10 protein-coding genes and 5 pseudogenes are annotated in these 12,840 nt (G+C 58.5%); 6 read left to right on the forward strand and 9 right to left on the reverse strand.

Translation table 11 applies throughout. The features are described from left to right. Positions 1 to 10 precede the first annotated feature (10 nt). Together KQH55_RS08970 and KQH55_RS08975 are read right to left on the reverse strand one after the other, a co-directional pair. Positions 11 to 232: pseudogene (locus tag KQH55_RS08970) on the reverse strand (IS481 family transposase); the annotation flags it as partial. Between the two features lie 45 nt (positions 233 to 277). Then, positions 278 to 679, reverse strand: a complete 402-nt coding sequence (locus KQH55_RS08975; RefSeq protein ID WP_076793973.1) for a type II toxin-antitoxin system VapC family toxin — start codon at positions 677 to 679, stop codon at positions 278 to 280. A gap of 870 nt (positions 680 to 1,549) precedes the next feature. Between KQH55_RS08975 and KQH55_RS08980 the strand changes: the two genes are divergently transcribed. From KQH55_RS08980 to KQH55_RS08995, 4 genes and pseudogenes are all read left to right on the forward strand, one after another. Continuing rightward, the gene (locus KQH55_RS08980; protein ID WP_076788410.1) at positions 1,550 to 1,810 is read left to right on the forward strand and encodes a DUF1778 domain-containing protein; all 261 of its coding nucleotides are present in this window, start codon (positions 1,550 to 1,552) and stop codon (positions 1,808 to 1,810) included. Beyond that, positions 1,807 to 2,304 (forward strand): GNAT family N-acetyltransferase, encoded by a 498-nt coding sequence (locus KQH55_RS08985; RefSeq protein ID WP_076793970.1) that lies wholly within the window; start codon positions 1,807 to 1,809, stop codon positions 2,302 to 2,304. Before KQH55_RS08980 ends, KQH55_RS08985 begins: the two co-directional genes overlap by 4 nt. A gap of 128 nt (positions 2,305 to 2,432) precedes the next feature. Next, positions 2,433 to 2,809: pseudogene (locus tag KQH55_RS08990) on the forward strand (transposase); the annotation flags it as partial. 414 nt (positions 2,810 to 3,223) lie between these two features. Then, positions 3,224 to 4,372 (forward strand): porin, encoded by a 1,149-nt coding sequence (locus KQH55_RS08995; protein WP_235090629.1) that lies wholly within the window; start codon positions 3,224 to 3,226, stop codon positions 4,370 to 4,372. A 172-nt stretch (positions 4,373 to 4,544) separates the two neighbouring features. Here the strand turns inward: KQH55_RS08995 and KQH55_RS09000 are convergent, their stop codons facing one another. Further along, positions 4,545 to 5,945 carry a GntP family permease gene (locus tag KQH55_RS09000; RefSeq protein ID WP_076793967.1) on the reverse strand — a complete coding sequence of 467 codons (1,401 nt, stop codon included), beginning with the start codon at positions 5,943 to 5,945 and terminating at the stop codon, positions 4,545 to 4,547. 661 nt (positions 5,946 to 6,606) lie between these two features. Here KQH55_RS09000 and KQH55_RS09005 point away from each other — a divergent pair. After that, entirely contained in the window at positions 6,607 to 6,897 is a 291-nt protein-coding gene (locus KQH55_RS09005; protein WP_235090630.1) for a hypothetical protein, read from the forward strand. An 85-nt stretch (positions 6,898 to 6,982) separates the two neighbouring features. Here KQH55_RS09005 and KQH55_RS09010 read toward each other — a convergent pair whose 3' ends face one another. From KQH55_RS09010 to KQH55_RS09025, 4 genes and pseudogenes are all read right to left on the reverse strand, one after another. Beyond that, positions 6,983 to 7,822 (reverse strand): hypothetical protein, encoded by an 840-nt coding sequence (locus KQH55_RS09010; RefSeq protein ID WP_076793964.1) that lies wholly within the window; start codon positions 7,820 to 7,822, stop codon positions 6,983 to 6,985. Positions 7,823 to 7,972: 150 nt separating this feature from the next. Then, a pseudogene (locus KQH55_RS09015) lies at positions 7,973 to 8,332 on the reverse strand (serine O-acetyltransferase); the annotation flags it as partial. A gap of 366 nt (positions 8,333 to 8,698) precedes the next feature. Further along, positions 8,699 to 9,862, reverse strand: coding sequence for an IS30 family transposase (locus KQH55_RS09020; protein ID WP_235090631.1), 1,164 nt, complete (start codon positions 9,860 to 9,862; stop codon positions 8,699 to 8,701). 175 nt (positions 9,863 to 10,037) lie between these two features. Next, positions 10,038 to 10,245: pseudogene (locus KQH55_RS09025) on the reverse strand (integrase core domain-containing protein); the annotation flags it as partial. 173 nt (positions 10,246 to 10,418) lie between these two features. Between KQH55_RS09025 and KQH55_RS09030 the strand changes: the two are divergent. Beyond that, positions 10,419 to 10,640: pseudogene (locus KQH55_RS09030) on the forward strand (transposase); the annotation flags it as partial. Positions 10,641 to 10,696: 56 nt separating this feature from the next. On the opposite strand, the gene KQH55_RS09035 reads toward KQH55_RS09030, so the two are convergent. Continuing rightward, the gene (locus KQH55_RS09035; RefSeq protein WP_235090632.1) at positions 10,697 to 11,842 is read right to left on the reverse strand and encodes an acyl-CoA dehydrogenase family protein; all 1,146 of its coding nucleotides are present in this window, start codon (positions 11,840 to 11,842) and stop codon (positions 10,697 to 10,699) included. Beyond that, positions 11,826 to 12,840, reverse strand: a 1,015-nt coding sequence (locus KQH55_RS09040) for an AMP-binding protein (RefSeq protein ID WP_235090633.1), incomplete at its 5' end; no start/stop codon positions are given. The genes KQH55_RS09035 and KQH55_RS09040, both read right to left, overlap by 17 nt.

Here is a 12,840-nt window from a genome sequence, read left to right on the forward strand (position 1 = left end):
CATCGTTTCGCTTTTTAGGGGGCCGTTTTCGTGACATGTTGGAACTTGCATCTCCTATCGGAGCCACGAGTTCCAACACGCGCCGGTGATGTTTAGCAAGGGTCTTGTCGAGTCGCCATTCGCGGTGTTGGACGCGCTCTTTCAGTTCGTCGTAGGCACTGGCTACCTCTTGCGCGAGAGGTGTCAGTTCGCCCAGTTCTGCTATGCGATCGACGGGCGTCTTGCCACCGATGTCTGTGAATCGCACACCGCCTGCCGACTCAAGTCGCCTCGTGCACTATACCCAGTTTTTCAGGATGAGCGGCGCTTCGATCCGATCGTAATGGCGACTGTTGTTGGTGACCAATATCGCACCCGCTGAAAGCGCGTGCGCGGCAATCATCATGTCCATCTCGCCAATAGGTTGCCCGGTGCTGATCAACTGGTGACGAATCTCAGCATACCAATCAGCCGCTTCGGCGTCCCACTGTAAAGTACGAACGATTTTGAGGAACTGACGTACCGCCAAATGCAAACGATGCCCGAGAGGCAAACGCTTCAGGCCGTACAGCAGTTCGGCCCGGGTCATCACCGAAATACAGACTGTCGCTGGTACTAAACTCACCAATTTGGCCTCAATCGCGGGCGACTTGTCTTTGATTAGATAGCTGGTGATGTCGGTGCCCAAGAGATACAGCATAGTTACCGACACGCTTGGTTCTTCAAGGGAAGTTCATCACCCAAAATCCCTTGATCTTGCGGCGCCATGTTCAACGGGCGGTCGCCAAAAAATTCGTCCGGCACATCAATGGAACGGAGTAACTCAAAGAAATTCTAGCGGCAAGCGTACTGCTTGGCTGGCCCCATTTTTGAAAAGCTTGGCAATACGGGTATCGATCATAAAAAACCTTTACAGACTACGTCTATACAGCAGTATAGATTTTTTGGCGGCGACTGTTGAACACTGTTTTCCCCGCCCTGAATGACGAAGCTTGTCGCGCTTCGGGTCAGCCTGCCAATCAACTAGCCAGCATCACCCCAAAAAGCAGCCAAACGATTTGGCTAACCTTATTAGTTGTCCGCACGCCAGCATTGTAGATCCGGCCTACCCGATTCAGTTTTGCGTCGCTCACGACGCTTTCTTGCATCGACCTCAGCCACACAGGCTTTCCAAATCGCAGCGCGCCAGCTGTAGTCTAGCGAACGCGCCCACTGAATAGCTTCGAGCGACGTATTGGCCTCAACCATGGTTCGAGCCGCTTTCTCACCATCGCTTCGGCTTCTACCTCGGGCGTTTTGTCTCCCTTATACGTAATAATGATCTGCACAACGACACCGCGGGGAGAAAAGGTCACCTGGCGCACATCGACGACTGAATATAGACTGAAATCTCCCGCAGGCGGCCAATTCGGCGAAACGGCGATCAGCAACGCCGGCGGAATCGATCCGACCATTTCCGCAACGCCCGTTGTCAGGCCAGGCACCTCAAATGCTGGCTGGCGGTTCTGTTGTGTTGACAATAGATACACACTAGTTTAGTGTATCTGTTGTATATGCAAAGGAGCTTAACATGCGAGACGCCGCTATTAATCTGCGTGCATTGCCTGAACAGCGCGATCTAATAGACCATGCCGCAAGCCTACTCGGCAAGAACCGCTCTGACTTCATGCTTGAAGTTGCGTGCGAGCGAGCGCAAGCGGTTGTGCTGGATCAGGTCTTTTTCCATCTGGACGCTGACAAGTTCCAGCAGTTCGTGGCAATTTTAGATGCGCCGCAAAGTGCCAATCCGGGCCTTAAGCGCTTGATGAAAATTAAGGCCCCCTGGAAGTGAGGGTGGAACTTTTTGCCCCACAGCCCCTATGCGCTCAGCATCGGCTTGACGAGTTCGACTGTGGCGAGTCAGCTTTGAATGAATGGCTTAAGCGTCGAGCGTTAATCAACCACCTGAGCGGAGCCAGCCGTACATTTGTCGCGGCTAATGCAGACCATCGCGTCTTCGGTTACTATGCGTTGGCAGCAGGGGCGGTTTCACATCAGCAAGCCACTGGCGCGGTTCGTCGCAATATGCCGGACCCGGTTCCGGTAATGGTACTGGCCCGGCTTGCAGTCGACCTACGAGCCCAGGGCATTAAATTTGGCGCAGCCTTGCTGCAAGACGCGGTATGCCGGGTGCAAGCTGTATCGGAAAATGTCGGCGTTCAAGCTTTGCTTGTCCATGCGCTGCATGAGCGTGCGCGTCAGTTTTACGAGCGCTACGGATTCCAATCCTCGCCAGTGCATCCTATGACGTTAATGCTGCGCTTACCACAAGACAGCCGCCCGTAAAGGATCGCTGGCTGTAACGATGCGAGCCGCCAATGCGGCGTCGAATTCGTCCAAGCGCTCGTCTGTCTTACGGCGAACGGTTTGATCGCGTTTATGCACGAAAACGAGTGCGAACCGCAAAAAGGTTCGATGCCAACGGAAAGCCGATCACGGCAAACTTGACTGGCGCCAACCGTCACGATGTAACACAACTGATTCCGCTGGTTGAGGCCATCGTGCCAATTGTGGCGTATGTGGGCGGCCTCTGAACTATTCTGGCCGCGTGTACGCCGACCGTGATTGCGACCACAAAAAATACCGACGCATCCTTAATGAGCGATACATTCCCACAAGCATTGCCCGACGAAGCCACTCACACGGCAGTGGCCCCGGGAAGTTGCGTTGGGCCACCGTCGAGCGTACGCATGCTTGGCTGCATCATTTCCGCCGTCTGCGTATTTGCTTTGAACGTCGCGCTGACATTCACGAAGCGTTTCTCAAACTCGGTTATTGCTTGCTCTGCTAGAACACCCGTCAGTGAGCGCAATAGTCTTTACGAAACCGTCTCTTAATAGTGAGATATTGGAAGTGCTGCTTCTCTAGTTCGCAAAGTGTCGTTACCTGGACACTGGTAAAGGCCGGTGGATGCTAGCGGGGATAGGGCTCCAGCATCGCGTCGCAATCGAGCAACATAAAGCATTGCATATCGTTATTGACTCGCCCAAATGATTTGGATAAATCCAATAAATTCAGGCATTAACGCGCGCCATGCGCTTTATCACAGATAACGAAAAGGACTATTGCGCGATGCGGCATGCGACCCTTCCAGTGTGGGCATACACTCGACTTAATCCCACGGCGTATGCTGGACTATCGATTAGCCGAATGCACAGACGGCACGGTCTCGGGAGGCCCAATCTAAATAGCATAGGAGAAGCAGATGAAAAAGACTCTATTGGCTGCCGCGGTGTGCGGCACGTTTGCTGTCTCGGCTCACGCGCAAAGCAGCGTGACACTTTACGGCACGCTTGATGCAGGTCTGGTCTATACCAACAATCAACTGGGCCACAGCAATTGGCAGCAAGCAAGCGGCTCGGTATCGAATACCTATTTCGGACTGCGTGGCGACGAGGACCTGGGCGCCGGCCTGCATGCCCTCTTCAAGTTGGAGAACGGCTTTAACTTGAATAATGGACGATATAGCGAAAGTGGTTCGATCTTCAATCGGCAAGCTTATGTCGGGCTACGTAGCGATCAGTATGGCGCGTTGACCCTGGGACGCCAATACGATTCGGTGGTTGATTACTTGGCACCGCTGTCCGCGGCGGGCTATGGGTATGGTAACAACCTCGCTGGCCACCCGTTCGACAACGACAATCTCGACCACGCGTTCTCGATCAAGAACGCGGTTAAGTACACGAGCCCAAACTATGACGGCGTGCAGTTCGGCGGCTTGTATGGATTCAGCAACGCGGCCGGCCAGTTCTCGAACAACCGCGCATGGAGCGTCGGCGCGTCTTATGCGAACGGTCCGCTCAATGTGGCCGCCGCGTATCTGCAATTGAACAATTCGGGCAGCACAAATACCGGTGCGGTGGCCCTGGGCAATGGCGATGCAAACGTAGCTGCCGCGCTTCAACGTACGTATGGCGTCGGCGCAAGCTATGCGTACGGCCCGGCGAATGTCGGTTTCGTATGGACGCATACGCGCTTTGACAATATGCAAGGCGTAAATCTCGGCGGTCAAACTTTTGGCGGCCTCGGCGGCACGAATCTCGGGATGGACAACTATGAGATCAACGGCCGCTATGCGCTGACGCCGGCGCTGAGCCTTGCAGCGGCTTATACGTACACCGACGGGCGCGTCAGTAGCGCGGACGGCAACGGCGATCCGAAGTGGCATACCGTCTCGCTGCAGGCGGATTACGGCCTGTCTAAGCGCACCGATGTCTACGTTGAAGGCGTGTACCAGCATGCGTCCGGCCAGTTGGGTAAGCTCGGCGCGAACTTCGCCGCGATCAACACGCTGTCGCCGTCGACTACCGGCAACCAGGTTGCCGCGGGAATCGGCTTGCGCCATCGGTTCTAATCGCGGTACGCGACGCTTTGCTCGAAGCGTCGCAAACGAGTGGCACGCTCGTGATTCGCAGTGATCGCACTGCGCGGCGTTGCGCCTGATGCCGCGCGCGATCCCGCCCGCCTCTATCTCGGCAATTCGGCCATATTGGCCACCGAATACGACGGCCAGAACCTGTGTTTTTCTAGATCAGTCCGGTGACGTAGAATACGGCGATCACGAAGAACACGGCGAGCGTCTTGATGACAGTGACCGCGAAGATGTCGCGGTAGGATTCGCGGTGAGTTAGACCGGTGACGGCCAGCAGCGTGATTACCGCGCCGTTGTGCGGCAGCGTGTCCATGCCGCCGCTGGCCATGGACACGATTCGGTGCAGCACGTCCAGCGGAATCTGGGCCGTCTGCGCGGCCTCCACGAACATGTTGGACATCGCCGCCAGCGCGATGCTCATGCCGCCGGACGCCGAGCCAGTAATGCCGGCGAGCGAGGACACCGAGATCGCGGCGTTGACCAGCGGATTGGGAATGCTGCGTAGTGCGTCGCTGACCACCAAGAAGCCGGGCAGTGCCGCGATCACGCCACCGAAGCCGTACTCTGATGCGGTATTGAGCGAAGCGAGCAGCGCGCCGGCCACCGCGGCCTTGGTGCCGCTGGCAAAACGCTCACGAATGCGGGTGAACGCGCTGAGCAGCACCAGCACGATACCCAGCAGCAGCGCGCCCTCCACTGCCCAAATCGCAATCACCCCCTTGGTGGCGATACTCAGCGGCGGGTGCACGCCGGGCAGCACGCTGGGCGCCACTGTATATTCGGCGCCATACCATTGTGGGAGCAGTTCGGTCAGCGCGAAGTTGGCCACCCCCACCAGCACTAGCGGCGCGAGGGCCAGCGCGGGATGTGGCAGGCTTGCCGACTCGACGTGCTCCGGTTCGTTGACCAGTGACGTGCCGTAGCCCTCGCCGCGCTTGAGGGCAGTGCGTCGGCGCCATTCGAGATACGCCAGCCCCACGACAAGGATGAATGCTGCGCCAATCATACTCAGCGCCGGCGCAGCCCAGGCGGTGGTTTTGAAGAAGGTGGTCGGGATGATGTTCGGGAGCTGAGGCGTGCCGGGCAATGCATCCATCGTGAACGAAAATGCGCCTAGCGCGATCGCGCCGGGCATCAGCCGCTTCGGAATGTTGCTTTGCCGGTACAGTTCGGCGGCGAATGGATACACGGCGAACACCACCACAAACAGCGACACGCCGCCGTAGGTGAGTAGCGCGCAGACGGCGACGATGACGGCGTTGGCGCGTGAGCGGCCGATGTACCGGATGGCCGCGGCTACGATCGACTCGGAGAATCCGGATAGCTCGATGACTTTGCCGAACACGGCGCCGAGCAGGAATACGGGGAAGTAGAGTTTGATGAAGCCGACCAGTTTCTCCATGAAGATACCGGAGAATACCGGGGCGACGGCGGTCGGGTCGGTGAGCAGTACCGCGCCCAAAGCGGCCACGGGGGCGAATAAGATCACGCTGTAGCCGCGGTAGGCGGCAAACATCAGAAACGCCAATGCGGCAATTACGATCAAGAACGACATGTCGACTCCCGCTCCATGATGGCCTTCGAAGGCCACTTGTATGATTTTCCTTGCAGTGCCCATGGCGTGGTGTAACGCTGGCTTAAGCACGAGCGCGCCATTGTGCCGCAAGCCGCATCCCACCGGTGATAAAGGGCACCTAAGGCCAGCTGTATCGATACTCGACCGGTGATAATGCCGCAAAGCGCCAATATTGTCTCATGATGTCGGTATGATGGGGTCGGGACGTAGATTTCGACAGGCACTCAAAATCGCTTGGGGGTATCAGGTATCAGGTATCGGGCGGCGGAAGCCGTGCCGATTGCTGGTAAAGTTTCGAATCCTTGTTTGACGAAGTAGCGAGGTGGATGTGGCAGTTTTGCAGATTTCCCGGCATAGGCGGCTGATCACGGCCGCAACAATCGCTTTTGCGGCATTGGCGTGGCTCGGCGCGTGCGCACCAGTCGCCGGCCCGAGCGAGGTGGATCCCGCCGGCGCAGCGGCGCTGAGGGCCGGGTCTGGGCGCGGTGGGCTGCCGTCCTCCGCTGCCCCAGCAACGGCCTCGACGCTCGCGGCGGCACCTGGCGCCGAAGCCACGTCATCAAATGCCGAAAAAGGACAGAATGCTCTGGCACGGGATATCGTGGTAGGCGGCGTTTCAGGCTATCACGTCACGTTGAGAATGACTCCCCCGGCGCAAGTGTGCGATGCCGATGCGTTCGTCGATGGTGTGAGAACAGGATATATCACCACATGGAACGGCCTGGTTGCCGCCTCCGGTGGCGCGTCCGACAACGGCGCATTGCATCGGCCGGTGTTCGACCCGGCGCCCGTCGTGCTATCCGATGCGCGTTACCGATTACTGTGGAAGGGCGGCCCTGAGCCGGCCAATGCATGTGCGGCGTACGGCTATCAGATTGGCAAGGTCATGGGCACCCGCCAGGCGTACATCGACGCGCGTGGTGCTTCCTGAGCGCGGCGCTCGCGGCGATTTCCAAGCGTGCGTAAGGCGGACGTCGCAGATGTTGCTTCAGAGCGCCACCGCTGAACCGTCAGCGTCAACGATGGCCGACGATGCGGTTCCAGCCGTGCCGGATCGACGCCTTCAGACGGTGCCACCCACCGCTCGCAGGGGCGACCCGTGATGCACCGCGCGTGGCGCATACGTTACCGGCCTGTGCAGGCGGGCGACTCAGTAGTCGGAGAGAGTTGTCCGCCAGCGGGTCGGTAAGTCCCAGTTCATCAGTCAGAGAGCGGACGGTGTTGTTGGCGCCGTCCGGATCGCGTGGCGGCGCGGGCTCGGCACATGAGGCATCCGTGCGTGCGGCACGTGATGCAGCCGGATGCGCGGTGCGGCTCGTGAGTACATCGTCATTTTGTAACGGGGTGATGTGGCTGTCGACGTACTGTGCGCCGGCGCATAGCAATGTGTCTCGCGCCACCGGCACCTGCAGGTGCGCGTAGACGTCGACACTGACTAGCGCCGATCCGTCACGCGACGCTTGCCGATACCGGGCAGCCTGGAATGGAAAGCGTCGGTGGTGGAATACGGCGGCAAGCCATTGCTCGATCGGCTCCCACGGGAGATGGACTGGCACCTCGTTAGCGCCTGCCGGTGTCTCGGCATCACGTGCAATCGGCGCCGATAGTCCGGTGCTGAGCGGCGATGGCGTGTCTCGCGCAGTATGCTCGGCGGCGGTCTCATTGCGTGGCGCAGCGGGGGCCGGCTCGGCGTGCGCCGCTTCGGCCCGCTCCCGATTCTCGCCGAGTGGGCGCGCGCTGCAGCGCGCATCATGGATTTTGATGTCTGGACGTGGGAAGCCGGCTTCGGCCAATGCGTGTTCGGCCCGCATCGCATCGTTGCGGTTGTCGAACACGCCGATCAATGTGTGTTTCATTTCACTACTCCATTGGGCAGATGTTCGCTTATGTAACGAGTACGCAATTTTCAGGCCTAGTCAACGCTTTTACAAATACTGCGATATTGAGTTGCTTTGCCGGCGCTTTATTTAAGAATTATGCAACTCTACCCTCCACAGCGAGCACCGTCACGCGCCCAGCGCATCGCCCGCGTCGGACACGTTGGTGTCGCCTTGCCGCACGTGGCCTTGCGAGATCGCGCTGCCCGGCGGCACGCTGTGTGTGAGCCACACGTTGCCGCCGATCACTGAGCCGCGACCGATCGTGATGCGACCCAGGATCGTGGCCCCCGCGTAGATGACCACATCATCCTCGACGATGGGATGCCGTGCATTGCCCTTAATTAGCGTCCCATCTGCGCAGGCCTCGAAGCGCTTTGCGCCGAGCGTGACCGCCTGGTACAGCCGCACGCGATCGCCAATGATCGCGGTCTTGCCGATCATCACGCCGGTGCCATGGTCGATGAAGAAGCTGCTGCCGATTTGCGCACGTATTGACTCAGGTTTTTTGCTACCGGGCGAAGCCTGCTGCCTCATGTAATTTGTTACCCGTCAGAATGCTGGTGGGGACGACTGATGGCGAGGCGGCTCAGCATGTTAACACGACGGGAATGGATAGGGATGGTTGGTGAGAGGTACCGCCGTTCTGACCAAAGCGAGAAGCGCGAGATACTGGATGAGTTTGTCCAGGTGACGGGATACCACCGCAAGCACGCCATCCGTGTGCTGTGCCGCGAGCCTCTGCCGCCGAGGGCGAAGTCCGGCCTTTAGCGACGCTACGACGATCAGGTGCGGGCCGCGCTGATCACGCTGTGGGAGGCTGTTGCGCGCAAAGTAAAAATGGCTCTGGTAGGTTCAACTGATGGATGCAACACTGATGCTGGCGTTTAGTTTATCTGCTGGCGTCGCGAACCCCAAAGTTTTTCTCGGACGTTGATTCAACTGCATGGCGATTTTATTCAATTCTGCTTGCGAGTAGCCCGCAAGGTTAGTACCTTTCGGGAAGTACTGGCGCAGAAGGCCGTTGGTGTTCTCATTCGTGCCGCGCTGCCATGGACTTTGAGGATCACAGAAGTAGACTTGAACCTTAGTTGTCACCGTGAATTTCTTGTGTTGAGCGAGCTCCATGCCCCGATCCCAGGTGATTGATCGGCGCAGTTCAATAGGTAGCTTGCGAACTTGCTTGCTTAACGCTGAAACGACGCTTTCCGTGTCTTTTCCGTTCACTTTTATGAGCATAGTGAAGCGCGAATGACGCTCTACTAAAGTTGCGATATGTGTATTGTTCGAGCCGCTGAGCAAGTCGCCTTCCCAATGGCCGGGAACGGCTCTGTCCTCTGCTTGCGCAGACCGTTCACGGATCGATACCGCATCGATGATTTGTCCACGCGGCTGTCTCTTCGCGCAAGCTTTTTTCGAACGACGCATCATGCGGCGTGTGCGCAGATGCTTCATCAGTTCCGCTTTCAGTACGCCACGGGCTTGGACGAAGAGACTACGATAGATCGTTTCGTGCGAAATCTGCATAGATGCATCGTCAGAGTAACTCAGCTTTAACCCGCCAGTGATCTGCTCTGGCGCCCATCTTTGTTGCAGCTTCCGGGCAACCCATTGTCGAAGCTTGACGTTGACGGCCAAGCGGCATAGTTTAGGCCGCCTCGCCAGCTCCCAGGCCCTCGCGTCCGCTAACGCCGCTCTGTACTGACTCAAGCCGCCATGGCGAGTAACTTCCCTGCTGATCGTAGACGGCGATCTACCAAGGCTGGCTGCGATCTTGCGAAGCGAATAGCCGGCCCCGATGCCGCGCGAAATCTCCTCTCTATCCGCAAGCGTCAATGCTCGAGCTGAGCGCTTGCGTGCGATAGGCATGATGCCGCCGTTCGGCCGTACGATGGCATGGATCGACGCCGCGTGTTTGCCCAGCGAGCGCCCGATATCACTTAACGACTCGCCCTCCTTCCACCGCTGCCACAACAACGCCTTCTGCGCGGCCGATAGGCCCCATCTTTTCTGGGTCACTTACCTTACCTCCTGGATTTTCCTTAGACCAGAAGATGTTGCGACGACCGGTTGAACCTACCAGAGCCAAATTTCAGATGCGCTTGACAGCGCTCGCTTGGCCGCTCCGATATCGCTCGCTTCGACCGCCGCCGCGACACGAGACCTTGCGGCCCATATTCGCGTAGTCGTGAAGAAACGCGCGCGGCGAGCGGTATTTCATCGCGCTATGCAGGGGCCTTTCGTTGCAGTGCTCAAAGGCGACAGCCAGGTCGCGCACGGCGGTCGCTGCGTCAGGTTTGGGGATAAACACAACGTAGTTGTGCTTCATTGTCTTCACCAAGCTTTCTGCCATGCCATTGCTCTACGGGCTACACGAGCGTTATCAGTGGCTTGAGACCGATGTCGAGCCTGCCAGAGTTTTAGTGTGCCGAGGTCATGAAACGATAACGAAAATAACGATTTATGACCGACACGACAGTGGCTAAGAAGAGTAAGAACTCAAAGGCGCCGAAGCTGTTCCGCGATGAGTTGATTGATCAACTGTTGGCGCGGATGCAGAGCAAGGATGCGGAGCCTGCACGACATTTTGATCGCGGTAGTCGACGGCCCGCGCAGCTTTCCCGAGGCGATTGAGGTGGTATGCCCGGCCGCCCAAATCCAGACTTGCATCGTGCATTTGATCCGCAATTGGCTGGACCTGGCAAGCTGGAAAGGTCGTAAGCTGCTGGCCACGGCGCTCAAGCCGATTTACCTGGCCGCCACGGCCGACGCGGCGGCAACGGCGCTCGACGCCTTCGCGCACAGCGACACGTACCTGATTCGATCGCTACGCTGACGCATCGCTATGTCGGTTCATAATCCCAGTTCGGTGGCGATGATGTTGCGTTGAATATCAGAGGTTCCCGAATAGAGGAGGGATGCGATGGCGTCGCGCAGTCCTCTTTCAGTCGGGGTTTGAGCGAGGTAACCTTGTGCGCCGTAAATGCGCAGTGCGTCTATCGAAAACTTTGTGTACGTTTCCGAGACGAACAGCTTTGCACAGGCCGCTTCCAGTGTGACATCTTTGCCCGCATCCTTGAGCCGCCCCACCCGGTAGACGAGTTCGCACGCGGCATCGAGGTTGACTTTCATGTCGGCGAGGCGATGGGAGATGGCTTGATTCTTTCCAATGGGTTGGCCGAACTGGCGGCGGGTACGCGTGTGGGTAATGCATGCTTCAAGGCGGCGGCGCATGGCGCCCAACGTGGTGGCAAGAATGCATCCACGTTCATACTCCATGGCACTTTCAAAGACCTTGACGCCTCGTCCCTCCCGCCCCAGTATCGCATCGGCCGAGACACGGCAGTCGGTGAGCGTGATCCGGCCCATCTGTGCGGTGCGCAGTCCCATCTTTTCCAAAGGCAGGCTCAGCTCCAGGCCCGGGTTGGTCGTCTCGACCAGGAACGTGGTGACGCCAAGTGGACCGAGCGTGGGGTCGATTGTCGCGTAGACGACGCACAGATCTGCGATGGGGGCGTTAGTGATGTAGGTTTTCGAACCGTTCAGGACATAGCTGTCGCCGTCTCGTACCGCTTGGGTGCGCATGGAGAACACGTCTGAGCCTGCTTCGTCTTCCGTCGAGGCATTGGCCCCGATCAACGAACCATCCATCAAGCCTGGCAGAAAGCGCGAGCGCTGTGCCGGTGTGCCGTGGATGGCCAGCGGCAGGGCCACGGTCCACAGGTGCGCGTTGAGCGAGAACAGCAGTCCCAAGTCTTCGCTGCCGTATCCCAGGCCGTCCATGACGGCAAGCAGGTCGGACAGCGGCGCGCCCGCTCCCCCGTATTCCTCGGGTAGGGCCATACTGAACAGGCCAAATTCTGCGCATCGGCGCCAGCCGTCCCGATGAAAAGTGCTGGCGCGGTCGGAAGCTGCGATGTCTATACTGAGCTGGTTGCGGGCAAAACGTGCGGCATGCTCGCGCAGCGCGACTCGTCGTTCATCAGGCGGGTTTGGCATTGCACTGACGCTCCAAAAGTTGATAGTGGGTCTTGCCCGTCGAGGTGCGGGGCAGATCAGGAAGGTAGCGGAATTGGTCAGGCACCATATACTGTGCGAGTCGGTTGTAACAGAACCGACTCAAATCTGTGGGGCAGACCGGGGCATCGCGGTCCACGACAAATGCCGTGATGGTGGTGTTCCCGTCGGAGCCGGAGCTGACCACCGCACAGGCGGTCAAGTCAGGGTGAGCAGCCAGACACGATTCAATCTCGTCCAACTCAATCCGGTATCCATGACGCTTAATCATACGATCAAGCCGCCCCAGCAAGAGGTAGCCTTCGCACGAGGAGCGAACGACGTCTCCGGTGTTGTACCAGCGTTGGCCGTCGAGTTGAAAAAATCGCTGAGCCGTTTTCTCGGGAGCATGCCAATAGCCGGTCACGACAGATGGCCCTGCGACGCACAACAGGCCAGGTTCACCGTCGGGTACCGGTCGCTGATGCTCATCGACGACGATCGTGTTGCAGTGGTCGCAGGGATGACCGATCGGCAACGGTTCGACGCGCTCTGCCGGTATGGGCGTGGGTACACGGTAGGCAGTGCACACGTTGGTCTCAGTGGGACCATACAGATTGTAGTAGGCTGGTTGGGGCCACAGCTGCAGCAACCTGCGCAACTTCGCGATGGGGAAGACTTCGCCGGCGAAGAGCACGAGCCGTAGCTGGTTCGGAGTAGGGCTGCGCCCTTTGTGCTGTTCGGCCAGCATACCTAGAATGGCCGGTGCCGAATACCAAACCGTGATCGCCCGGGCGGATAGGAATGTGGCGAGATGACGCGGGCTTGCAGCAAGGTCGGCGTCGATCAGGTGAAGGCATGCACCGTTCTTAACGGAGACATAGAGGTCGAAGATCGACAGGTCGAAGTGCAAGGGGGCGTGGCTAGATACCTGGTCTTGCGCTGTCACCTTGAAGGCAGCCGAGGCCCATTCGACGAAGCTCACGGCGTTGCGCTGGCTG

Origin of the sequence: Mycetohabitans sp. B3 (assembly GCF_021498065.1) — a bacterium.
Taxonomy (GTDB): domain Bacteria; phylum Pseudomonadota; class Gammaproteobacteria; order Burkholderiales; family Burkholderiaceae; genus Mycetohabitans.

What these genes read in the sequence shown, in the direction of transcription:
- KQH55_RS08995 (WP_235090629.1), top strand. Translation starts at nt 3,224, where the DNA reads ATGAAAAAGACTCTATTGGCTGCCGCGGTGTGCGGCACGTTTGCTGTC.
- KQH55_RS09005 (WP_235090630.1), top strand. Translation starts at nt 6,607, where the DNA reads ATGACTCCCCCGGCGCAAGTGTGCGATGCCGATGCGTTCGTCGATGGT.
- KQH55_RS09035 (WP_235090632.1), bottom strand. Translation starts at nt 11,842, where the DNA reads ATGCCAAACCCGCCTGATGAACGACGAGTCGCGCTGCGCGAGCATGCC.
- KQH55_RS09010 (WP_076793964.1), bottom strand. Translation starts at nt 7,822, where the DNA reads ATGAAACACACATTGATCGGCGTGTTCGACAACCGCAACGATGCGATG.
- KQH55_RS09000 (WP_076793967.1), bottom strand. Translation starts at nt 5,945, where the DNA reads ATGTCGTTCTTGATCGTAATTGCCGCATTGGCGTTTCTGATGTTTGCC.
- KQH55_RS08980 (WP_076788410.1), top strand. Translation starts at nt 1,550, where the DNA reads ATGCGAGACGCCGCTATTAATCTGCGTGCATTGCCTGAACAGCGCGAT.
- KQH55_RS08975 (WP_076793973.1), bottom strand. Translation starts at nt 679, where the DNA reads ATGCTGTATCTCTTGGGCACCGACATCACCAGCTATCTAATCAAAGAC.